Below are 22876 nucleotides of genomic sequence, written 5' to 3' on the forward strand. Positions count from 1 at the left end.
TTAAAACAATATTTCCCCTGTGGAACTCCTATGGTCGCGAAGAAACTCAGCGCTCCAAACGTTACCAAGACTCGACTGCTGGATGCGACAGAGGCTCTCTTCATCAAGTACGGCTACGACGCCGTTCTGCTCCGGCAGATTACCGAGCGCGCCCAGGTGAACCTGGCCGCCGTGAACTACCACTTCGGGGACAAGGATTCCCTGATGAAAACCCTGCTGATGCAGCGCCTGGAGCCGCTCAACGAGCAGCGCCTGGAACTGCTTGCGCGCTGCGAAGCCGAATCCGACGGGCCCCTCGATTGCGATACCTTGCTTGGCGTGCTGTTCGCCCCGGCCATGGGCCTGGAGCGCAGTGACCCGGCCAGCGGGGAAGGGCGCTCATTCATTCGTTTCCTGGGTCGGGTTTACAGCGACACCTCGCCGTTTATCCAGGAATACCTCAAGGTTCATTATCAGCCGGTGTTCCAGCGTTTTTTCGAAGCGTTCGCACTGGCCTTGCCGGACCTGCCCCGCAATGAGTTGGGCGTGCGCCTGCAATTTGCGCTCAAGGCGATTTCCGGGGTGATGGCGGGCACCGAACTGCGCCTGCTGATGAACTCCATGAGCCTGGGCCGCCCAGCCACGGACGCCGAGGTAATGGCCAAGTTGATCACGCTGGTGTCGGCCGCGATTCGTGTGCCGCAGCAAAGCGCTGAAGCTGAAACCGCGTTGGCCAAGGTGCTGGATACCCAGCGCGCCATTCGTGAACAAGCGGCAGCGCCCGCCACCAAGGCAGCGCGATAAGCCTTTATCCAACGCAAAAAAAAGCCCGCTGGGGCGGCGGGCTTGATGTGCAACGTTTGTAACGGATGAGGCTTCACCCTACGTCTGCGGATGTGAATAAATCGTGAAAAATATGTAAGAAAATGGGTGGGTAACAACAGATGTTCGATCCCGCGTGTGTCTGTCGGATTTTTCCTGCAAGCCTACCATTCGTCGCCACTGTCAGTTCTGACAGTAGATTCGATTAGAGCCCCAAGCGCCTCATTCACCTTGCCCGTCGCGCCGTTTCAGCGCGCTAAACCAGCAAGGTATGGCCATGACCACTCCCACTGAAGAACTCTCTCCACCCCCTTATTCGGTCTACCCTGCTGTCCGATTGGCTGAGGCGCTTTACCCCGAAACCGCGACGTGGGGCCTGGGCCAGCGTGAAACCGACCCCTACGCGCTCTTTACCTTCGAGAACTGGTACGCGGCCACCGTCAACGATCTTTATGCGCTCTACTGGCGCGATTCGAGTATGGCGGTGGCTTCGGCTGTCGTGACCAAGGTGGCTGATCGCTACAACCTGACGATCCCCAAGACCAAGATCCCGGAAGGCGAATTCCCGGTGTTCGGGCAGGTCACGCGCGCGGCCAGCGGTCAATTGGTGCGCTCGCTTCCTGAAACCTACCTGGTCAAGAGCAAGCGTCCCGGTGGCCTCACGTTCTGGGCTGCGGAGCAATTTCACAGAGGCTTGATCCTGTCCATCGAGGGATTCCCGGCGGGTGCGATCCTTAATCCGACCAACATTACCGGTGGGTTGTGGTGCCTGATTACCAAGTACGAAAACATTCGCAAGAACGACACCATCACCGTCGCCTACGGCGCCACGACCATTGACCATGTTGTCAGCCCCGACGAGGCGGCTAGGCCGGGGCCGATCCGGGTTTTTATCAGCCCGACGATTATCCAGGCGGGCAACCTGCACGGTCCGGTGGGCGTGGCGTTTATGGTGCGCGATGTGGTGAACAACACCTCCGGGGAGAAGTACGCCTATTCCCGGCCTTACATTCTCAACAGCGAACTTGACCCCAATCTGCTGGATCCGCCGATCTTCACGGTGAACGAGGTCGAGGCCTCTATCGTCGATCTTGATCTGTCCAGCGCGGCACATTTTGCGGCGCTGGTCACCTTGCCACGCAAGACGCCGACGCCGAGCCCCAGCAACCGGGTTGTGCTGATATTGGTGATTACCCAGGTAACCGAGTACGGCGAGTCAACCCGAACGCTTCGTTTGCCGGCGGTGACCGACAGAAACCTGCGGGGCGAGAGCATTCCCATCGGCAACGGCGTGTTCAGCTCGCTGACAGATGCCAAGATCAGCCTGAGCTTTGAGTGGCAAACCGCTGGGGGAGTGGTGCTCAATCGCTCGGGCACCAGTGTGGTCCAAGTGGTCGGCACATCGGCGTTGAGGCTCCTGGCACCTGCCTTCGATAACAAAACAGGGCCTCAGGTCGTCCTCGCCAGCAACTATCTGAGTGGCGCCGTTGTGGCCGTGGCGTACCAGGGCATGACAGAGGCGCAGACCATCAGGCTCAAATGGACCTTTGCCGATGGCACTGTCGCCAGTATTCCCGTGCAGGCCGGGGTGAGCAGCGGCCTGGTGCTGTTTTCCATCAGCGCGCAAATCATCGCGCAAAGCCCAGGCCAGCTCATCAAGCTGTCTTATGAGGTGACGACGGGGACCAAGACACAATCCTCGGCTATTCAGGAACTGACGTTTCAAGCCCAGGGCGGCGGGTTGACCGAGACGGTTGATGTCGGGATGGCCCCCCACGGGATCAGTATCACCAGCGATGGGCTGCGGGCCTTTGTAACCTGTCAGTTTAGCCATTCGGTTTCAGTCATTGATGTGAGGGCGCGTAAAGTCATTTACACCCTCTTCAACGTGAACTCGGCGTTCCTGTCGGTGCTCAGTCCAGACAACCGGCGTCTGTATGTGGGCAATTTTGACGGCTCAAGTTACACCGTCATCGACACCTCCACGTACAGGATCCTTTCGACGGTTCCGATCGCGGGCGGCAACGACCTTTCGGGACTCGCCATTACGGCGGATGGCTCGCGATTGTTTGTTGCCTGCACCCGAAATTCCTTTGTGTCCGTCCATGATACCGCCTCGGGCGCCGTTCTCGGTCGGGTCTCCGTTGGGGTGAACCCGTTCGGCGTGGCGGTCAACCCGGAACAAACACAGGTGCTCGTCGCTTCAGCCTCGGTGCTGGATATCATCAGCGCCGGTACCCGCAATGCGCTCGTGGCGAGAATCAGTGGTACCAATCGGCCCGTACAAATAGCCTTCAGTGCAGGCAGTCCGGCGCGCTACGCCTACGTCAGTGACGTGGATGGCGTCCTGGTTGTTGACCTGATGAGTAATCTCATCATCCAGAAAATCACAGGCATCAATTGGGCGTGGGGCATCACGCGTAACCCGAATGCGCCGGAGCTCTGGGTGGGCGGCGTGGGCCCTGGTGGGATTGGGTCCAATCGCGATTCGGTGTACATCATCAACACCAACACCAACCAGATTACTAAACGCCTCACCGGGTTCAGCAACGCTGCAAACATAGCCTTCTCACCCGCCGCCGGCGTAGTCCTGGTCGTCAATAACGGCTCGGACAGTGTGAGTTTCGTCCCGCTTTAAGGCCCTTCGATACCCCAGGCAAAACGCACAGGAAGTGCAGGGGGGCAGCACTGCGTCAGCGGAGGCTGTCCCTTTTTCGTTGTCGCTTGCAATGACTCGCCAGCCTGGCCGCTGGCTGACGCGGTGAAACACGCTCTACCATTTATCGCTACTGTCAGTTCTGACAGTAGCTTCAATGACGGTCCCAAGCGCTTCATTGACCTTGCCCGTGACGCCATTTGCGTGCGTCCCAACCAGCAAGGTGATGGCCATGACCACCCCCACTGAAGAACTCTCACCGCCGCCCTATTCGGTCTATCCGTCTGTTCCGTTGGCTCAGGTCCTGTACCCGGAAACCGCGAAGTGGGGCCTGGGCCAGCGCGAAACCGACCCCAATGCGCTCTTAACCTTTGAGAACTGGTACGCCGCCACCGTCAACGATCTTTACGCGATCTACTGGCGGGACTCGAGCATTGCGGTGGCCTCGGCCGTCGTCACCAAGGTGAGTGATCGCTACAACCTGTCCATCCCCAAGACCAAGATTCCGGAAGGCGAGTTCCCGGTGTACGGCCAGGTCACGCGCGCTGCCAGCGGGCAGTTGGTGCGCTCGATGCCTGAAACCTACTGGGTGAAAACCAAGCGGCCCGGTGGCCTGACGTTCTGGGCGTCCGAACAATTTCACAGAGGCTTGATCCTGTCGGTTGAAGGGTTTGCGGCGGGTGCAATCCTTAATCCGACCAACATCACAAGCGGGCTGTGGTGCCTGATTACCAGGTACGAAAACATCCGCAAGAACGACACCCTATTGCGCCATCCCTGTTGCCAACGCCCACAATTAATTATCAGGCCAACGGAACGGTCATCGACCTGAACAACTTTGCGGGCAATGCTCAGTTGACGTTGAGCCAATGGCCGCTAAGTAAAGCAGGGCAGCGTGTATGGATTACGTTGATGGGAGAGGGGCGATCGCAGGAGGTGCTGACGGATTATGTGGTCAAGACTAACGACGCGATAAATGGCCTGGTGAACCAGGCAGTACTGCGTAACGTTTTGACAGCGCTGCCGAGGAACTCCCGGTTTCAGATTGAGACTCGAGTGGCCTACGACGGCGGCACGGACAAATGGCGAGCCGTGGTCTTTCCAACCGCGAGCTACATCATCAACGATTCGTGGACGGACGCTGTATCCAACTTTCCGGGTGGAAGCTATGGGCCCTGGAGTGCCGGTGCAGGTGCGGCGGGTGGTTATATGTCGGGCACCGGTTTTCAAGTTGTCACCGCACTCTGGCCAGCCTCGAACGCGGGTGTATTGTTCAATGCGGTGCGTAATTTCAACAGCGCTCACCGTTATCGGGTGGATGCAACTATCTATAATCAGTCGGGTTATAACGATCCGCTACTGGCTATACATGTGGCAGGGCAGACCCTCAAAGGCCCAGTCTCCATACCCCGGCAGCAATGGTATGTCCTGGATGCCGAGTTTGTCGGCAGTATGGGCGGTGCGGAAGTTGTACTTTATAACTACCAGGCCAAAGGGGGCGGCAGTGGTGCGGAGGGTGGCAATGACTTCATCGTCAACTCGCTGCGAATCACCCGTCTGACCTGATCAGCAGTCATGTTTGAGCGTGGGGCGGGACAGCGCTGCTTAACCGTGCGCTGTCCCTTTTGCATGCCCGTCAAATCTTCCAGTGACTCGCCGTCTTGGCCAGCCGCTGGCGCATGGCATCCACATTCGCCGCCAGTTGCAACGTCAATAACCGATACCCGTCCAGCGCACTCTGTACCGGCGCTTCCAGTGCGTCGTCATCCGTTGTGTGCGCGGCAGGCCGTTCCAGCCGCTCGGTAAACCCCAGCTTCAATGCCCGTGCCATGCCCACCCACTGCACCCGAATCTGCCGGTGCTCCGTCTTCAACATAACCTGCATCCGTGCCATCGCCTGTGCATCGCGTGGATCGGGCCGGGTATTGCCGAGAATCTCCAGGGTGCTGATGCACATGCGCAGGTGCCGTTGGATCGCATCCAGTTCGGTCATGGAGATGCGCACTTCCTTGGACACAGACGGCATCAACGAGCGCAACTGCACCATGGCCGCATTCAAGCGGTTGAGCAGCTTCAAGTGTTCATCATCGGTGACCGACTGGCCGCTGATGATTCGGCTATAGATTTGCGCGCAGTCACGCAACGCGCTGGCCAGGTTGTAGCGCCATGAGTACACCGCGTACAGCGGCAGGGCGAAGGAGAACGCCAGCGCCAAGACAATGCCGATCAGAATGTCGACGGTGCGCCACAAGCCGTCGGATATCGGATTATCCCCGTGCCCCGCGACGATAAACACCGTGATCGCCGACAACAGCGCGATGTAACCGCCCTTGCCGATGGCGTGATAGGAAAAGAACCCGCACACCACCGACATCAGCAGATACGTGAGCAATGGCTGACCGAAATAGGCCTGTTGCACCACCAGCAACAAGCCGACGCTGGCGCCGATCAAGGTGCCGTAGGCGCGCTCCACAGCTTTTTTGCCGATATTGCCGTGGTGCTGCAAACCGCCGATCACGATCAGCATGGTCACCGAGGCCCACTCGCCGTGCGGCAGGTTGATGCCGGTGGTAAGCAGGATGGTCGCCAGCAAACCGATGGACACGCGCACGGCGTGGATCAGCTTGGCATGGCGATAGCGGCGGTAGGGGTCCAGCAAGGGGCGCAACAGGCGCCGTGCGAACGCGGGCAAATGCAGGTTCATCGGTATTGACGTGGCCTTAGTAGTCAGTGCGAACGCGGTCTAAGTGGTGGGAGCGGGCTTGCTCGCAAGTGCGCGGTGTCAGTCAAAGATGTGTTGACTGACACTGCGCTTTCGCGAGCAAGCCCGCTCCCACCTGTTGAACTGCGCCATCTTTAGAAAATGTAGTCGGTCGTCAAGAAGCTTGAGTCACGGTTGCGCAGGATATCGCTGACCAGCGCCTTGTTGCTTTCCTGGAACTTGGTCGCCACCAGCGTGCGGATCGAGAACACGCGCAATGCGTCATGTACCGACAGCGTGCCTTCGGCCGAGTTCTTGCGGCCGTTGAAGGGGAACGTGTCCGGGCCGCGCTGGCACTGGGCATTGATGTTGATACGGCCAACCTGGTTGGCAAACACATCTACCAGGCGCCCGACCTCCACGGCGTTGGTGCCGAAGATACTCAGTTGTTGACCGAAGTCCGAGTCCAGCACGTAGTCGATCACTGTGCCCAGATCACGGTAAGGCACAATCGGCACCACTGGCCCGAACTGCTCCTCGTGGTACACGCGCATCTGCGGGTTCACCGGGTACAGCACCGCCGGGTAGAAGAACGAACCGCGGCTGGTTGCGCCATTGGCATTCACCACCTTGGCGCCATGCTGCGCCGCATCGGCCACCAGCGCGTTGAGGTAATCGACCTTGCCGACTTCCGGCAGCGGCGTCAGCGAGACGCCGTCTTCCCAGGGCATGCCGGGTTTCAACGTGGCCAGCTTGGTGTTGAATTTCTCGATAAAGCGCTCGACGACATCTTCGTGCACAAACAGGATTTTCAGCGCAGTGCAGCGTTGGCCATTAAACGACAGCGAGCCGGTGACGGCTTCGTTGACCGCATTGTCCAGGTCCACCTCGGGCAGCACGATGCCAGGGTTTTTCGCATCCAGGCCCAAGGCCGCGCGCAGGCGGTGTGGTTTGGGGTGCAGCTTTTTCAAGTCGCTGGCGGCCTTGTTCGTGCCGATGAACGCGAAGATATCGATCTTGCCGCTGGCCATCAGCGCACTGACGGTTTCACGGCCACTGCCGTAGATCACGTTGATCACGCCGGCCGGAAAGCTGTCACGGAACGCCTCCAGCAGTGGGCGAATCAACAGCACGCCAAGCTTGGCCGGCTTGAACACCACGGTGTTGCCCATGATCAGCGCCGGGATCAGCGTGGTGAAGGTCTCGTTCAGCGGGTAGTTGTAAGGCCCCATGCACAGCACCACGCCCAGCGGCACGCGGCGGATTTGCCCAAGCGTGTCCTGTTCCAGCTCGAAGCGGCTGCTGCGGCGGTCGAGTTCCTTGAGGGCATTGATGGTGTCAGTGATGTAGTCGCAGGTGCGGTCGAACTCTTTCTGCGAGTCCTTGAGGTTCTTGCCGATCTCCCACATCAGCAGCTTGACCACCGCATCACGCTGTTCGCGCATGCGCCGCAAGAAAGCTTCCACATGCTGGATGCGCTCGGCCACGCGCATCGTCGGCCATTCGCCCTGGCCTCGGTCATAGGCGCGCACGGCGGCGTCGAGGGCAGTCAGGGCGGTGTCGGCGTCCAGCAGGGGCGTGCTGCCGATATGCACGCGCTCATCGCCCAGTTGCACCGGGCTCAGTACCTGGGCCAATGGGCCGTTCCACACCTGCAACTGGCCGTCGACCAGGTAATCACGCTGTTCAATGGGCGCCGCCAGGCGAAATTGCTCGGGAATATCGGCGGCGGAGGTCGGAAACAGCTGGTCGAGCAGGTTACTGGTGGTCATGTCGCTACCCCTGGAATAGTTGCAAAACATGACTAGAGAGTCACCCATCCAAGGGCTGTGTGGCAAGCGCCAGACGCATTACAGCAGCGTCCCTGCCAACGCCACGCCCAGCGCTGCGCCGATTTGTGGCGCGGTGTTGAGGGTGCCGGCGGCAATTCCGGCCTGTACCGGGTGCACCGCGTTCATCAGCGCGGCGGTGGCGGCGGGAGTGATCAGCCCCGCCGCCAGGCCGATGATCGGCAGGGGCACCACGAGCAGGGCGTAGTCGGGGCATGTGCCGCTCATCAGCAACTGGCCGAAGCCGGCCACGTACAGCACCAGGGCGCCGCCGATCAGCCAGCGACTGCCGAACGCGCGCACCAATTGGCCGGCCATCAGGCTGCCAATGCTCACCAGCACCGTCAGCGGCAAAAATGCGACGCCGGTCCACAGTGGCGAGAAGCCCAACGTTCGCTGGAAATACAGGCCGAGTAAAAACATCAGGCCGTACAGCAGCAATGCAGATACCAGGGAAACCGCCGCGCACAGGCTCAACACGCGGCTGCCGAACAGTTGCACCGTAAGGCGCAGCCCGCCCGCTGCCCGCGGTTGTCTGGCACTGGCGGCAAGGCGCGCACTCAGTGCGACGGCGAGCAGTCTCAGTGGCAGATTGACGAGGAAGAGACTCCGCCACCCCAGCATCAGGATCAGCACGCCCCCCACCAACGGCCCGGCGGCCATGGCGATGCCGCCGCACCCGGCCCATACGCCGATAGCCGCCACGCGCCCGGCAGGGTTGTCGAGGTAGGCCTGATTGATCAGTGCCAGGGAGGCGGGCACCAGCAATGCCGCGCCGACGCCCTGCAGCACGCGCGCGGCGATCAGCATCAGAGCGCACCCATCATTTGGCCGGGCCGTTGGGCGTGCAGTTGCTCAGCGCGTTGTGCGAAGCCGGTTGGTTGCGCCGCTCGAAAGATTCTCGCGCGGTACGGGTCACGCCCAAGGGCTGGACGCAGTTGAAGGCGCAATTGGGTCTGGACCCGCGTGACCTGGAAAAGCCTGAGCAAAAGCAGGCGTGCGGCGGTTAAACTACGCGGCTTTCTTGAAGGAGTTCACATGAGTCAGTACCAGCCGGGCATTCTTGCCGCACCGGTGCCCTTGCAGGCACGCCATCTGTTTTTTGCCGTGGATTGCCTGGCAGCCGTACCCGGCGCATTGGACGCGCTGGTGCAGTTGACCGATTCGTCCGCGGTGGTGGGCTTGGGTGAGCCGCTGGTGACTGCACTGGGCGCAACCATTGAGGGCTTGCGCGCGTTCCCTGCCGTCAGCGGCCCGGGCGCGCATAACCCCTCCACCCAGCAGGCGCTGTGGGTATGGCTGCATGGCGTGGATCGCGGTGAGCTGCTGTTGCGCAGCCGCAGTGTTGAAAAAGCTATGGCGCCGGCCTTTCGCCTGGTGCAGATGACCGAAGGTTTTCGCTACAAGACCGGCTTCGATTTGACTGACTATGAAGACGGCACTGAAAACCCCCACGACGACGCCGCGGTCGAAGCCGCGATGACCGACAGCGGCGCCAGCTTTGCCGCGATCCAGCAGTGGCAGCACGACCTCGACGGTTTTGCCGCTTTGCCTGCGCAGGAGCGCGACCACATCATCGGCCGCCGCCATGGCGATAACGAAGAGCTGGACGACGCACCCGAGTCCGCGCACACCAAACGCACCGCGCAGGAAAGTTTCACGCCGGAAGCCTTCGTGGTGCGCCGCTCGATGCCTTGGGCCGAGAACGGTCAGGCAGGGTTGATGTTCCTCGCCTTCGGGCATTCCTTTGATGCATTTGAAGCCCAACTGCGGCGCATGAGCGGGCTGGAAGACGGGATAGTGGACGGGCTGTACCGCATCAGTACACCGTTGACGGGTGGGTACTACTGGTGCCCGCCGCTGAAGGACGGGCACCTGGACCTGAGTGCGATCAGCTGTACGCCGCACCTATAAACCGCTAGGCGCGGGCTTGTCGTGGGGAGCGATGTTGCTGTGGCAAGCGGGCTTGCTGTGGCAACTGGGATCGCCGTGGTGAGCAGGCTTGTTGTGGCAAGGGGGCTTGTTGTGGCGAGCGGGCTTGCCCCGCGTTGGGCTGCGCAGCGGCCCCAAAACCGGCTAGGCGGTTTGCCTGAAAAACCTGGGTGTTTGTAGCAGGGGCCGCTTCGCGCCCCAACGCGGGGCAAGCCCGCTCGCCACAACTAGCCCGATCGCCACCGCAAGCCCTCTTGCCACAACAAGTGGGCTCGCCACAACAAAGACGCTTGCCAAAATAACGCCGCTCGCGGCACCTGTCGGTCAGCTGTTGTGCATACCCAGTTGGGCATACAGCGGCACCATCCCCGCGCCTCGGCAGTGGCGGCAACCATACGGGCTGAGAACCACCGGCGCTTTCAGTTGCGTGACGGGCGTACGTTCGACCCAAGTGGGCGCAACAAACCGATAACCCTGGCCCGGCACCGTGGCGATGTAGAACGACTCTTCGTCGCCGAGGGCGCGGCGCAGTGTCTTGATTTGCGTGCGCAGGTTGCATTCTTCCACCACCGTTTTCGGCCAGGCGATGGCCAGCAAGCGGTCTTTTTCCAGCAGTTCACCGGGCCGGGAGGCGAGGGCGATCAGCAAGGTCAGGGCGCGGCTGCCCAGGGCCACGGGTTGCCCGTGCTTGAGCAGCCGATGACGTTGGGGCAGCAGTTGGAAGGGGCCGAAGTGGATCTCGAGGGTGGCGTCATCGGTGAGGTGGCGGCGAGTTGAATACGTCATGTCATTGAACCTTTAGGCGTGGAAAAACAGCCCGGCGCGGCTGCGTTTGCGCCAGGCTGTCGGGGGAGGTCAGGTGTTGATGGCGGGGATCGGATCGGCGGGGTAATCGCCGTCCATGGTCGGGCCGCCGGTCAAACCGTATTGCTGCAGCACCGGCGCCAGTTGACCGTAGAACGCGTCTTGCGCCTTGCCGTGGGCATCGGCCAGGGCGAACGGCAGAAACGCGCTGCCGATCCCGCCGAGGATCGCCGTGGCCCCGCCGAGGATGCCGCTGATGGTGCCGGCCACTGCGCCGATCTCAGTGGCGCCATACAAGCCGGCGCCGGCTTCCACCAGGCCGGCGACGGCCGCACCCGTGCCGAGTACGCCGGTGGCCACCGAGAAACTGCCGGTGAGGTAGTCACCTTTCTTCAGGGAATCGACACCGCCGATAATCCCGATCACGCCGCCGATGATTCCACCGGCCGAACCGATGATCTTGCCCGCCGCGCCGATATTGGCGATCTGTTCGGCTGACAACGGGCCTTTGCCCACCGGCACCTTGCCCGGGAAGTCGCCGATGGTGCCGCCGTCCGGACGGTTGACCCAGGTCACCCCGTAACCGGCTTCCTTGGCGTACTTGGTGCCGCCTTCCAGCAACAGGCCGGCGAATTGCAGCCCCGCCGACACGCGGTTGGCGTCCGCCACCGGCGTATTGCTGCCGTTGGCCGAACGCGCCATCAGCACGCCGCTCATCAACACCGCGCTGCCGATGTGCAGCAGGCCTTGCTTGAACGCCGGGCTCACATCCCCGAACTTCATGCCTTCGATGGCCTTGGGCAAGGCGTCGGCAATCTTGTTGCCCTGGCGACCGATGTCCCACACCGAGCGCAGCATCGACACCACTTGTGCCGGGTCGATCTTGCCGCCGTCGGCGGTAACAAACATCTCGGGGTTTTTCTGCTGGGCATCGTTGATGGCGGCGGTGACTTTGGCCTCGTCAAAATTGCCTTTGCCATCGCCCAGCGTCACATTGAGGGTGTCGGTGGTCGCGCCGCCGAGCAGGGCATCGCTGAGGTTTTCGTTGAAATTAACCTGCAAGGTCGCGGCGTCGTCTGCTGTGGCCTTGTCCCCGAGGAAGGCCTGGGCCGACGCGGCGCTGGCCGCAAAACTGCTGGCCGCCACGGTCGGGTCCATGCCACCGGCCACGGCGTCGGTGAAAGCTTTGCCGGTGACCAGTTCGTTCTTGTAGTAGCTCTGGATCGCGTCACTTTGCCCGGCGTTGGCGGCGACTTTGCTCAAGTCGACATGGCCGTTGCCGCCCAGTGCCAGGTTGGCGATGGTTGCATCGTTGGCGGCGTTTTGCAGGCCCATGCCCATGTCGATCTGCTTGCCGTTCTGATCCTTGGCATTGAGGTTGTCGTTGAGGTTCTTGCCCGACTCGATGCCATCGGCGAAGTAGTTCTGCAGGGCGACTTTCATGGTCGGGTCGCTGCTGACGATGTCGCTGAGTGCCGGGCCGCGGTTGTTCTGCAGAAAGCTCTGCACAGCCGGGTCCGCCGACAGGGTTTCGATGCCGCTCTGCAACTGCGCCTTGATCTTGTCCTCGTTGGGGTTCAGGCCCCAGTTCGGCGAGGTGTACTTGTCCATCAAACCGGCATGGGGCACGTAGTCGCTGACCAGCAGGCGCGTCTGCGCATCGGTCAGTTGCACCAGCACCGCAGCCTTTTGTGCGCCGCTGTAGTTCTGCGGGTTGGCCAGAATGTCGGCGGTCAGCTTGGAGGTGTCGACACCGGCCACGGCATCGCGGGTGGCGGCGCCGTCGAGGAAGGTCAGCGTGTCGCTGTCGGTTTTCGGCGCCTGTTTTTCCAGCCACGCGCCGATGTTGTCGCGCGTACCGATGTTGTCCGACTTGCCGGTCGCCGGGTTGTCGCCACCGGTTTCCAGTGCGTGGAACATGCCGGGCCTGGACCACATGGCCGCAGCGCCGGTCAATTCGTTGCTCAAGGCCGAATCACTGCCCAGCGCCTCCAGGTTGTCGGGGCGAATCATCCCGTCGTTGCTGCGCTGGTTATCGCCTGGGCGCATCGCGGTACCGGAACTTGCGACCAGGCTCTCGTTGGCCATCACGATGGCGGCGGACTTGGCGTTGGCGGTGGCCAGTTCGCCGGGCTTGCTGCCCATGAAACTGGCGAAGGATTTCGACGCCGCGCCAAGGTCCTTGTTGGCGTTGTCGATAAAGTGGTCGACGTCGGAATGGGTGATCACGTTGTCGGCTTTACCGCGACCGCCGCTGTCCAGCGCGGCCATCAGGTTCGGGCTGCTGGCCACGTATTTGAGCACCGCCTGGGCTTCGGGCGGCAGGCTCGTGGGCGGGTTTGCGAAGTCAATCGGCGCACCATGCAGGCCCCAGGCATCCCAGTTTTGCGAGAGCAATTGCGCAGCGGCGCGCGGGCGGTTCAGGTCGAGTTCTTCCTTGGTTGGCGTACCGCTGGTGTTGCCGGTAATCGTGTCCCAGTCCTTGGCGCCGGAGACGCCGAACGACGAGGTGTCGATCCACGAGGTGTCCGAGGCGCCGGCCGCGCCGGTGGTGCCGGCATACAGCTTGGCCACTTGGTCGTACAGGGCGGGGGTGATGTCCTGGGACACAATGACTTTGTCGCCGGAAGCGGTGTTATAGCGAATCAGGCCCGGCCCGACTTCCTCGGGTGCGCCGATGTTGGCAGCCGGGTCCATGGTTTCGTTGGGGCCGGCCAAGCGATAGCCTTCGGCCTGGCTGGCGTTGATGGCGAACATTTTGCTCGAGTCGCCGCTGACCTGGGCAAACAACGTCGGGGTTTGTTTCTGGCTGACCACGATCTTGTCGCCGGACGTGGTTTCGTATCGGATCAGGCCCGGGCCCAATTCCGTCGTGCTGCCAATCGCCTTGTAGTTGCCCAGCCCCGGCGCCACGGTACTGGCGTCGGCTTCGGTGTACCCGGCGGTCTTGCTGTCGGCGAGGTTTTTTTCGACGCTGGCGTCGGCCTGTTGTGCATTGTATTGGTCGACCAGTTTCTCGTAGAGCCGGGGGTTGTCGATTTGCTTGAGGGTTACCGGCTTGTCACTGCCCAGTGGCGTATAGGTGATGCTGTTGTTCACCGGCGCCTGCACATTCTGATAGGGCAGGGGGATCGAAGGGCCGCGGATCTTCGACGGGTCGAACGTCGGCTGGTTGACGGCCGTGAACAACGCGGTTTCGAATTTTTTCTGCGAGCCGTCTGTGCCCGGGGTGTCAACAGGGTCACGACTACTTGGGATCGCTGGCATAAATGATCACCTGGAAGTTCTTTCATATATCAGGACCTGCGCACTAACGATTTCGGCTATTAGTGCAACTGTACTAATTCGGCGCAGGCAATTAGTTGCTCGCGGGCATTAAGGCCACTCGCGCCGAGCTATCAAACGCGATGATCAAGTCGCTTTTGTTACAAATGGAAATATCCGCAAAGTTGGGCAAAAGGCTATTAGCGAAAAATGTGAAGTCGTCGCGAAAATAGCGCTGATAACGTCCCGGATCGAACACTCAACCATGGGCTGGAAGTTCGAAAACTGTCTAGGTGATGCCGCGAAACGCCCGCAAACACTGGGTCTTTTTCGTGTGTGTATTTTTTGAAAAAAGTTCCACGGCCCAAGATGCATGAGTTTTTCTCACTGCCAGGTTGAGCCAAACCTTTCACACCCTGTCAGCGAAACGTTTCACAAGCTTTCACAGCGAAGGCGTTTTGATCGTGAGTAGTATGGGTCCCATGCAAACCAACGACGGTTCGAAGGCTCACTGTCTGACGTTTTGGGCATTCACCGGTTTGCATACTTTCAGCTTGCTGTTGCGCAACTGAATAACTTCCCTATCGATGCAAGGAGATGAACATGGCTGATGTCCCACCAGTAAAAGCCGGCGGCGCCGACGACGCTATCGCGAAGATGGAAGCGACCTTCAACATGGCTATCGAGAAGTCGGCCAAGATCACTGAAATCAGCACCGCGAAAAAAGCGGAGCTCGACGCCACCAAACAGCGTCCGCAGAACTGATTCGCCAAAACGGGCGGCGCCGGCGCTGCCCGTTTACCTGCTGAGTGTTTTCACCTTCTGATTGTTGACCCCGTTGCACATGCTCAAGGGGGCAAACCCGAACATGACAGCCTTGATTTCCTTGGGTCCGGTCGCTGGTATTGGCGCACCGACCCTGACTGTGACCAGCGGTTTGCATCAGGGCAGTTCCCTGGTGCTCGACCAGCCTGTCTACACCCTCGGCGCGGACCTCGCGGCCGACCTGGTACTCAGCGATCCCGGCATCGCCGGCCTGCACCTGCGCCTGCGGTTTGAGGGTGGCCAGGTGGCAGTCGAAGCCTTGGGCGGCGATGTTGTGCTTGGCAACAATGTGCGTATTCCCCAAGGCAGCGGCCATCGTGCGCGACTGCCTTTGCAACTGCGTATCGGCACGGCGGGAGTAAGCCTGGCCTCGCCTGAGGGGGCAGAAAAAACTTCGGACGCCACACGCACATTCACGCCCTGGATTGTCGCGATCGTCCTGCTGTTTTTGTGTGCGGGTGCGCTGGCGGTGCGCAACGACACGCCGCTCATCCACACCGCGGTCGCGGCGCAGGTGCCTGCGTTGCAAAAACCGTCGCGTGAACACGCCAAAACCTGGCTGGAGCAGCAACTCCAGGCTGCCCATCTGGAAGCCATAAAGGTCACTGACGCCAACGGCCAGCTCAGTGCCGTCGGCAGCTTCGAACAGTCGCAAAAACCTCAGTGGCTGGCCCTGCAACAAGCCTTCGATGAACGTTACGGCCAACAGATCGTCCTCAACCCTCGCGTCAGCGTACGCGCCGACGCCGCACGCCCGCGTGTGCGCTTCCAGGCCGTGTGGTTCGGCACCAACCCCTACGTGATCAACGACAGCGGCAAGCGCCTGTACCCCGGCGCTGCCCTGGCGGACAACTGGGTGCTGGAGCGCATCGAGAACAACCAAGTGATCCTCGCCCGCGGCGAAGAGCGCTTCACCTTCACCTTATGAGTCGCCCCATGGAACGCACCCAACCCACCCGTGGGACCTGGCTTGCCTGCGATGGCGTCCCCCCCGCCAACCCAATTCAACCCGCCGCCACGCCATTCAAATGTGGGAGCGGGCTTGCCCGCGATGGCGTTCTCCCGGCCAACCCAGTTCAACCTGACACCCCCACGCCCAACTGTGGGAGCGGGCTTGCTCGCGATGGCGTTCTCCCGGCCAACCCAGTTCAACCTGACACCCCCACGCCCAACTGTGGGAGCGGGCTTGCCCGCGAAAGCTATCTGTCAGGCGCTGGAAGTCCTGGGTCGGAGCACCTATCCAGCCATAAACGCTGCTCGCAGGCCCACGCATGAAAGTCGAACCCCGCCCGCTCATCCCCAGCGACGTACGCAGCGCCCCCGTCGAAGCCGTTCGCCCGGTCAACTCACGCCAGGCCACTGCGTTCGAAGCGGTGCTCAAAACCCGCAAGACCCAAACCCGCCGCTCGCTGCGCAGTGACCTCGAAGAACTCACCAGCGCCGCGGGCGTTGACTCCCTGCTATTCGGCAGCGCCCGCTCCCTGGAGCTGCTGGAACACGTGATGGAACACATCCTGCCGTCCCTCGATGCCGAGACGGACATCAAGGAACTGGCCCATGACCTGATCAGCGAAGAGATCGAGATGCGCCGCACCCTCGAACAGCAACGCTCGGAGGTACATGCCTGATGGCCCGCGATAACGACGACGCCGTGCAATTGCTCAAAGGCATTGGCGAGCTGTACCGGCGCAACGGCCAGTCCCAGCGTGCGCTGGTGATGCTGCTGATCGCCGTGAGCGTCGCGCCCGAAGATGGCGTGCTGCTGCGCTCGCTGGTGCTCGCGTTCACCGACAGCGGCGACGCCACCCGCGCCCTGGGTGCCCTCGACCGGTTGGTGGCACTGGAAGGCGAGTCCGCCAGCCTGTTGCTGCTGCGCGCCCGCGCGCTGTGGTACGGCGAGCGCAAGGACGAAGCGCGCCAGTGCTTCAAGCGCTACCTGGCTGCGCGCAGGGCCGGCGCATGAGTGCCCTCAACCGCCTGAACAACCTGGCGCGCATGGCGGCGCAGCGCACCGACGTGATCATCGTCGCGTTCATGCTCATGGCGATTGTGATGATGATCATCCCGCTGCCCACCTACCTGGTGGACATGCTGATCGGCCTCAACATTGCCCTGAGCATCCTGATCCTGATCGTCGCGTTCTACATCGGCCATTCCGTGGAATTCTCCGCGCTGCCGCCGCTGATTCTGCTCAGCACCTTGTTTCGCTTGTCCCTGTCGATCACCACCACCCGCTTGATCCTGCTGCACGGCGACGCCGGGCATATCGTCAAGGCCTTCGGTGATTTTGTGATCGCCGGCCAAGTCGTGGTCGGCATGGTGGTGTTTTTGATCATCACTGTGGCGCAGTTCGTGGTGATCACCAAAGGCGCCGAACGCGTGGCCGAAGTGGCCGCGCGCTTCACCCTGGACGCGATGCCCGGCAAGCAGATGAGCATCGACAACGACCTGCGCAATGGCGACATCGACCAGGCCGAAGCGCGCCGCCGGCGTTCGCGCCTGGAGCGCGAAAGCCAGATGTTCGGCGCGATGGACGGCGCGATGAAATTCGTCAAAGGCGACGCCATCGCCGGCCTGGTGATTCTGGCGGTCAACCTGCTCGGCGGCATGCTGATCGGCATGATCGAGCGCGACATGCCGTTCGGTGTGGCGGTGCACACCTACTCGCTGCTGACCGTGGGCGACGGCCTGATCGCACAGATCCCGGCGCTGCTGATTTCGGTGGCGGCGGGCACGGTGGTCACGCGGGTCAACAGCGACGGTGAAGCCGGCGACCTGGGCAGCGAGATCATCAAGCAGCTGGGCGCCAGCTATCGGGCACTGGGCCTGACGGCATTGATCATGATCGGCGTCAGCCTGTTGCCCGGTTTTCCGACCTGGGTATTCCTCGGCTTGTCCGCAGCCTTTGGCGGCGCAGCGTTCGTGATGTACCGCCGGCACACCCGCCAGCCCCAGGGCGAGCTCGAAGCCTTGGCCGAACCCCCGGAGCCGGAGGTCGAGGCGCAGGCAGAATTGGATGACAACCTGCTGCCCGATACTCGCGTGCTGCTCACCCTTGGCAGCGGCCTGTCCCAGAGCGCGCCGCGCCAGTTGCTGCGCCAACGTGTCGAAGCGCTGTGTCATGACATCCGTACTGACCTGGGCGTGGATGTGCCGGTGCCGGGCATCTACATGGAGGCCAAGGCCACACCGGGCAGTTTCCGCGTGTCGCTGGAAGGCGTGCCGGTGAGCGAAGGCGAACTGCCGATCAATTGCCTGCTCGTGCAGGACGACCCGGTGCACGTGCAACTGCTGGACATCGCCACCGTGCAAGCCGACTCACCGCTCAACGGCCGCAATGCCCACTGGATCGAGCGCCAGCACGAAGAGACCCTGCGCAACGCCGGCATCGGTTTCCTGCTGCCCGACGAAGTCTTGCGCGGCGTGCTGGAACGCAGCCTGCGCCGCTATGCCGCCGATTTCCTCGGCATCCAGGAAACCCGCCTGCTGCTCGAACGCACCGAAGCCACGTACGGCGAACTGGTCAAGGAAGCCTTGCGCCTGGTCCCCTTGCAGCGTGTTGCCGAGACCTTGCGCCTGTTGGTCGGCGAAGGCGTTTCGATCCGCAATCAGCGCGCCTTGCTCGAAGCCATGGTGGAGTGGGGCGCCCGCGAGACCGATGCCGGGCGGCTGGCCGAACATTTGCGTGCGGCGTTGGCGCGGCAGATCAGCCATCAGTACGCCGACCGTAACCGCGTCATCGGTGCACTGGTGCTGGCGCCGGGCCTGGAAGACCAACTGCGCGCGTCCCTGCGTCGTCAGGAGCCGCAGCGCGAATTGATCCCCGAAGACGTCAGCCGCGCCTTGCTCGCGCAACTGCGCCAGGCCTGTGAAAACACCCGCGAGGTCAACAGCGCGGTATTGCTGGTGCACCCGGAGCTGCGGCGCAGCCTGCGCCGTCTGGTGTTGCGCGGTGAACTGGAGCTGGCGGTGCTGTCGTTCCGCGAGCTGGCCACCGAGTACAACCTGCAAGCGCTGGTGACCATCAGCCTCACCGATATTTCCAACCGCCGCGCGCCTGCCGCGGCTTCCGTCACCTCCTTGGCGTCTGCCTCATGATGCGTTTTTGTATGTTGTTGCTGGCTCTGGTCACCGCTGCAAGTCAGGCTCAGGACATTGCCAACGGGGCCTCAGGTTCGATCAACCTGGCGTCCGGAGAAGGGCGCATTCTGCATTTTGTGGCGCCGGTGGATTCGGTCCTGGTCGCCGAGCCGAATGTGGCCGACCTGCAAGTGGTGTCGCCGGGCACGATTTATATTTTCGGCAAGGCGCCAGGCAATACCAGCCTGATTGCCCTTGGCAATGACGGCAAACAACTGGCCAGCCTGACCTTGTCGGTCAGCAGCGGTACCGCCGCGGTGACCACGCCGATGCAGGCATTGCACCCTGGCAATGGCGCCCAAATCAGCGGCGCCGGCAACCGCCTGATCGCCAAGGGCACCGTCGGTTCGGTGGCCGAAGCGACGGACCTTAACGCGCTGCTCAACCCTCAGGGCCAGGGCTTCCAGAGCGCAATCAACACCACCGAATACGCAGGCGCGGCCCAGGTGAACCTGCGCGTACGGTTTGCCGAAGTCTCGCGCTCCGAATTGCTGCACTACGGCGTGAACTGGAACGCGATGTTCAGCAACGGCACCTTCTCCTTCGGCCTGATCACCGGCGGCGGTCTGGCAGCCGCAACGGCCGGTGGCCTGGCAACGGCAGGCACCGGCTCGGGCAATGTGAACATCGACGGCATGCTCGACGCGCTGCAGGCCAACGGCATTTTGCAGATATTGGCCGAGCCGAATATCACCGCCATGACCGGCCAGACCGCGAGCTTCCTCGCCGGTGGCGAAGTGGCGATCCCGGTGCCAGTCAACCGTGACCTGGTGGGCATCGAATACAAGTCGTTCGGCGTGTCACTGCTGTTCAACCCGACGCTGTTGCCCAACGGTCGCATCGCCCTGCAAGTACGTCCGGAGGTCAGCAGCGTGGTCAGCGGCGGCACCGTGGATTTCGGCAACTTCCATGTGCCGTCCTTCAGCGTGCGCCGCGCCGACACGCGGGTGGAAGTCGGCAGCGGGCAGACCTTTGCGATTGCCGGCCTGTTTCAACGTGAAAGCAGCCAGGACATCGAGAAGCTGCCGCTGCTTGGCGACTTGCCGATCCTGGGCAACCTGTTTCGCTCCAAGCGTTTCCAGCGCAATGAAACCGAACTGGTGATCCTGATTACCCCGTATCTGGTGGAGCCGGTGCGCAGTCGCACGCTCGCCACGCCGCTGGATGCACAACCGGCGACGGCCGCAGCCAGCGGACCGCGCAGCGGCGGCGCGTTCGGTTTTTACATGAATTGATGAGGGGGCCTGCGATGACTGCTTTGCGTGTGTTGATGCTCTTGCCCCTGGCGCTGATGGGCTGCCAGACCCACTTGGCGCCGGTGTATTACGCGCCGGAGTTTCGCGCTGATGGCTTGCCGAGCCAGTGCCAGCAACCGGCGGCCAAGGACGCAATCGGGCTGGACGAAGATTTCAAGCCGACGCTGCCGTTGGGCTGCGCGAACAATTTGAATTTGATGCAGATGGTCGAGCGCAGGCAGGACCTGACCCAAGGCCGCACCACCGGCCCGGCCATGGCCGCCCCGGTCGGCCGCGCTGCGCAGGTCTACATCGAAGGCTTCGACCGCGAGCAACTGCAGCGCCGCAAGGACCAGCAAGAAGCCAAAGCCGGCGCCACCGGAGGCCAACAATGACCAGGTGCACACCTATCCCACGTGAAAGCTGGCTTGCCTGCGATGACGCCCGCCCAACCCACCCAAACCTCCCTGGCACCCTGCAATCCAAATGTGGGAGCGGGCTTGCCTGCGATGACGCCCGCCCAACCAACCCAAACCTCCCTGACACCCCGCAATCCAAATGTGGGAGCTGGCTTGCCTGCGATGACGCCCGCCCAACCCACCCAAACCTCCCTGACACCCTGCAATCTAAATGTGGGAGCGGGCTTGCCTGCGATGCCGCCCGCCCAACCCACCCAAACCTCCCTGACACCCTGCAATCCAAATGTGGGAGCGGGCTTGCCTGCGATGACGCCCGCCCAACCCACCCAAACCTCCCTGGCACCCCGCAATCCAAATGTGGGAGCTGGCTTGCCTGGGATGACGCCCGCCCAACCCACCCAAACCTCCCTGGCACCCCGCAATCCAAATGTGGGAGCTGGCTTGCCTGCGATGACGCCCGCCCGACCAACCCAAACCTCCCCGGCACCCTGCAATCCAAATGTGGGAGCGGGCTTGCCTGCGATGACGCCCGCCCGACCAACCCAAACCTCCCTGACACCCTGCAATCCAAATGTGGGAGCGGGCTTGCTCGCGAAAGCTATGTGACAGGCGGCATAGGTCTTGGGTCGGAATACATAGCCATGGCTGCGGTAACGGCCACTTATGGTTCCGCTCTTACAGCGGGTGACTGTTTGAAGGACCAGAACCAACACTCGGCACCTCGCCCAGGCTCGGCGTGCCCTCCCGCAGGCTTTGGAGCCTGTGCCGCCGCGCGGGGCCATGCTTGGCCCCACGCGCCAAAACCTGCGTTCGGCCAGCGTGGTTTAACGGTGCGCCTGAGATCACAATCAAAAGCAGATCAACAGCGGCCCGGTCGTGTCTCAACGCGGGTCCACCAACCCCAACTCTTTGGCCTGCACCACCGGATCACTGATCGCCTTAATTCGCTTGGCCTCCATCACCAATTGCGCGCGTTCCGCGGCGGGAATGTCGTCGAGGGGCAGGCTTGCAACCCGCTGCTCGTAACCGGCCAACACCATCACCAACAACTCATTGCGCTGATGCCGTGGCAATGCGCGCGGCGATTGGGTGACGGGCGCAATGGTATCCAGCGCCTGTTGCGGCTGCCCGCCAAGCGCATAAGCCAGGGCCAGGTTGCAGCGGCTGTCGAGGTCGTCGGGCTGCAGGCTCAGGCTTTTGGCGAAGGCGGTTTGTGCGGCACTGGCCTGGCCATTCAGCACTTGGGCGATGCCCAGGCGGGTGTAGGCCACCGGCAGGTGATTGATCTGGGCAGCCTGCCCCAACGCCGTCACGGCGCGCTGGGTCTTGCCCAATTGCAACTGCGCAGTGCCAAGGCCGAGCAGGGCGTCGGCGTTGTGGGCATCAAACCCCAGCGCCTGCTGGAAGGCGCGTTCGGCGCCCAGCGCGTCCTTGGCGTCGAGCCGGGCCTGGCCGAGCTTGAGCCACAGCTCAATGCCGGCTCCCGGTTGCTGGGTGGCGCGCTCGTACAACGCAGCCGCGCTGCTGTAGTCGCCGCGCTTGCTCAGGTCGTTGGCCAGTTGCAGGGATTTGTCGGTATCGGTCGCAGGTTTGCTGGAGCAGGCAGCCAGCAGCAAGGTGCTGGCGAGCAGAAATTTGTGGGTCATCGTCACAACTCGTCGGGCGAAGGCGCAGGCCATGTAAGCATATTTTTGATGGCGCTCCTATGCCTGTTCGGTGCGGGTTTTGCCAACGCGGCCGAGGAGCCCGCGTGGTTCTCGCAGCCCTACGCCTACGTGCTGGTCGATCAGGACGTTCGCAGCGCGTTGGAAGAATTCGGCCACAACCTCGACGTGCCGCTGGTGCTTTCCGACAAGGTACGCGGCAAGGCGCGCAGCACCATCCGCGCAGCCACCGCCGGTGAGTTCCTGCAGACCTTGTGCAGCACCAACGGCCTGACCTGGTACTTCGACGGCAACCTGTTGTACCTCAATGCCAGCGATGAAATCAGCACCAAGCTGTTCAAGGCCAGCGCCCTGAACCTGGACCAGTTGCAGGCCTACCTGAACACCCTCGACGTGTTTGGCCAGCAACTCTCCATGCGCAACGGTCCCGAGGGCGATGAAGTGTTTGTTTCCGGCCCGCCGCCGTACCTTGCGCTGGTGCAACAGCATGTCGACCACCTGCAACCCACGGTCGTGGCCGCCCCGGTGGCGCGCGAGCGCGGGGTGCGAGTGTTCCGTGGCGCACAAGTCAGTACCGAAACCCCAACCCAGTAAAGGAGCAGCACC

20 protein-coding genes are annotated in these 22876 nt (G+C 62.2%); 14 read left to right on the forward strand and 6 right to left on the reverse strand.

Annotated elements, in window-relative coordinates; genetic code table 11:
• Positions 1-30: 30 nt before the first annotated feature.
• The 4 genes from AACV02_RS12330 to AACV02_RS12345 all read left to right on the forward strand — a co-directional run bounded on the left by AACV02_RS12330 (position 31) and on the right by AACV02_RS12345 (position 5023).
• Entirely contained in the window at positions 31-783 is a 753-nt protein-coding gene (locus tag AACV02_RS12330; protein ID WP_106578771.1) for a TetR/AcrR family transcriptional regulator, read from the forward strand.
• Between the two features lie 295 nt (positions 784-1078).
• Complete coding sequence (locus AACV02_RS12335; RefSeq protein WP_157986835.1) at positions 1079-3439, forward strand: YncE family protein; 2361 nt, start codon at positions 1079-1081, stop codon at positions 3437-3439.
• Positions 3440-3689: 250 nt separating this feature from the next.
• Complete coding sequence (locus AACV02_RS12340) at positions 3690-4289, forward strand: hypothetical protein (protein ID WP_119739878.1); 600 nt, start codon at positions 3690-3692, stop codon at positions 4287-4289.
• Positions 4238-5023, forward strand: a complete 786-nt coding sequence (locus tag AACV02_RS12345; protein ID WP_157986836.1) for a hypothetical protein — start codon at positions 4238-4240, stop codon at positions 5021-5023. Before AACV02_RS12340 ends, AACV02_RS12345 begins: the two co-directional genes overlap by 52 nt.
• A gap of 70 nt (positions 5024-5093) precedes the next feature.
• Here the strand turns inward: AACV02_RS12345 and AACV02_RS12350 are convergent, their stop codons facing one another.
• From AACV02_RS12350 to AACV02_RS12360, 3 genes are all read right to left on the reverse strand, one after another.
• A complete protein-coding gene (locus AACV02_RS12350) occupies positions 5094-6155 on the reverse strand; it encodes an FUSC family protein (protein ID WP_119740814.1) in 1062 nt (353 codons plus the stop codon).
• 158 nt (positions 6156-6313) lie between these two features.
• A complete protein-coding gene (locus AACV02_RS12355) occupies positions 6314-7930 on the reverse strand; it encodes an NADP-dependent glyceraldehyde-3-phosphate dehydrogenase (RefSeq protein ID WP_119739883.1) in 1617 nt (538 codons plus the stop codon).
• Positions 7931-8008: 78 nt separating this feature from the next.
• Positions 8009-8797 carry an MFS transporter gene (locus AACV02_RS12360; RefSeq protein ID WP_119739885.1) on the reverse strand — a complete coding sequence of 263 codons (789 nt, stop codon included), beginning with the start codon at positions 8795-8797 and terminating at the stop codon, positions 8009-8011.
• Between the two features lie 17 nt (positions 8798-8814).
• On the opposite strand from AACV02_RS12360, the gene AACV02_RS12365 reads away from it, so the two are divergent.
• Both AACV02_RS12365 and AACV02_RS12370 read left to right on the forward strand, forming a co-directional pair.
• Positions 8815-8997, forward strand: coding sequence for an ArsR family transcriptional regulator (locus AACV02_RS12365; protein WP_256586990.1), 183 nt, complete (start codon positions 8815-8817; stop codon positions 8995-8997).
• Positions 8998-9025: 28 nt separating this feature from the next.
• The gene (locus AACV02_RS12370; RefSeq protein ID WP_119739887.1) at positions 9026-9901 is read left to right on the forward strand and encodes a Dyp-type peroxidase; all 876 of its coding nucleotides are present in this window, start codon (positions 9026-9028) and stop codon (positions 9899-9901) included.
• 342 nt (positions 9902-10243) lie between these two features.
• Here the strand turns inward: AACV02_RS12370 and AACV02_RS12375 are convergent, their stop codons facing one another.
• On the reverse strand, positions 10244-10705 hold the full coding sequence (locus AACV02_RS12375) for a winged helix-turn-helix domain-containing protein (RefSeq protein WP_119739889.1): 462 nt from the start codon (positions 10703-10705) through the stop codon (positions 10244-10246).
• A gap of 69 nt (positions 10706-10774) precedes the next feature.
• Entirely contained in the window at positions 10775-13990 is a 3216-nt protein-coding gene (locus AACV02_RS12380) for a type III effector HrpK domain-containing protein (protein WP_119739891.1), read from the reverse strand.
• A 600-nt stretch (positions 13991-14590) separates the two neighbouring features.
• Between AACV02_RS12380 and AACV02_RS12385 the strand changes: the two genes are divergently transcribed.
• The 7 genes from AACV02_RS12385 (at position 14591) to AACV02_RS12415 (ending at position 20582) form a co-directional block, all read left to right on the forward strand.
• On the forward strand, positions 14591-14752 hold the full coding sequence (locus AACV02_RS12385; protein ID WP_016969018.1) for a hypothetical protein: 162 nt from the start codon (positions 14591-14593) through the stop codon (positions 14750-14752).
• Between the two features lie 103 nt (positions 14753-14855).
• On the forward strand, positions 14856-15740 hold the full coding sequence (locus AACV02_RS12390) for a SctD/MshK family protein (RefSeq protein WP_119739893.1): 885 nt from the start codon (positions 14856-14858) through the stop codon (positions 15738-15740).
• A gap of 343 nt (positions 15741-16083) precedes the next feature.
• Positions 16084-16440, forward strand: a complete 357-nt coding sequence (locus tag AACV02_RS12395; protein WP_119739895.1) for a hypothetical protein — start codon at positions 16084-16086, stop codon at positions 16438-16440.
• Positions 16440-16775, forward strand: a complete 336-nt coding sequence (locus tag AACV02_RS12400) for a tetratricopeptide repeat protein (protein WP_106578760.1) — start codon at positions 16440-16442, stop codon at positions 16773-16775. Before AACV02_RS12395 ends, AACV02_RS12400 begins: the two co-directional genes overlap by 1 nt.
• Positions 16772-18910 (forward strand): type III secretion system export apparatus subunit SctV, encoded by a 2139-nt coding sequence (gene sctV, locus AACV02_RS12405; protein ID WP_119739898.1) that lies wholly within the window; start codon positions 16772-16774, stop codon positions 18908-18910. Before AACV02_RS12400 ends, sctV begins: the two co-directional genes overlap by 4 nt.
• Positions 18907-20187 (forward strand): type II and III secretion system protein family protein, encoded by a 1281-nt coding sequence (locus tag AACV02_RS12410; protein ID WP_119739900.1) that lies wholly within the window; start codon positions 18907-18909, stop codon positions 20185-20187. The genes sctV and AACV02_RS12410 overlap by 4 nt, the downstream gene beginning before the upstream one ends.
• Before the next feature lie 14 nt (positions 20188-20201).
• Complete coding sequence (locus tag AACV02_RS12415) at positions 20202-20582, forward strand: hypothetical protein (RefSeq protein ID WP_106578757.1); 381 nt, start codon at positions 20202-20204, stop codon at positions 20580-20582.
• Positions 20583-21487: 905 nt separating this feature from the next.
• Here the strand turns inward: AACV02_RS12415 and AACV02_RS12420 are convergent.
• Positions 21488-22252, reverse strand: coding sequence for a tetratricopeptide repeat protein (locus AACV02_RS12420; protein WP_119739905.1), 765 nt, complete (start codon positions 22250-22252; stop codon positions 21488-21490).
• A gap of 48 nt (positions 22253-22300) precedes the next feature.
• Here AACV02_RS12420 and AACV02_RS12425 point away from each other — a divergent pair, with 48 nt between their 5' ends.
• Entirely contained in the window at positions 22301-22864 is a 564-nt protein-coding gene (locus AACV02_RS12425) for a type III secretion protein (RefSeq protein ID WP_119739907.1), read from the forward strand.
• Positions 22865-22876: the final 12 nt, after the last annotated feature.

The sequence above is a fragment of the Pseudomonas sp. Larv2_ips genome (genome assembly GCF_963879675.1).
Lineage (GTDB): Bacteria > Pseudomonadota > Gammaproteobacteria > Pseudomonadales > Pseudomonadaceae > Aquipseudomonas.